Raw genomic sequence first — 345 nt, 5'->3', positions numbered from 1 at the left:
CCTGCAGGACACGACCGCATTCTCGTACCAGCGCGAGCGTCCCGAACTCATCGGCTACACGGGCAAGACGAGCCTGCGCACAGGGAAGAATGGCATGGGCCCGCGACGACCGCTCACGCAATGCGACATCCTGATGCATTCGAGTCTTGCTGTTACTGCCGATGGATTGCCACTTGGCCTGGCGGCGGTGAAGTTCTGGACGAGAAAGCGGTTCAAGAGGGCTTCGGAGCTCAAGCGCCATATCAATCCCACGCGCGTACCGATTGAGGAAAAGGAAAGCTGGCGATGGCTGGAGAATATGCGCCAGTCGACCGAGCTTCTCGACGATCCTGTGCGTTGCATTCA

1 pseudogene is annotated in these 345 nt (G+C 59.1%); it reads left to right on the top strand.

Going from position 1 to position 345, the window contains the following annotated elements:
• Positions 1-345: pseudogene (locus ACLFKU_RS44445) on the top strand (IS4 family transposase); the annotation flags it as partial.

This window comes from Paraburkholderia sp. EG304, from assembly GCF_046543485.1.
Taxonomy (GTDB): Bacteria; Pseudomonadota; Gammaproteobacteria; order Burkholderiales; family Burkholderiaceae; genus Paraburkholderia; species Paraburkholderia youngii.
This window is presented reverse-complemented; position numbering and strand designations above follow the sequence as displayed.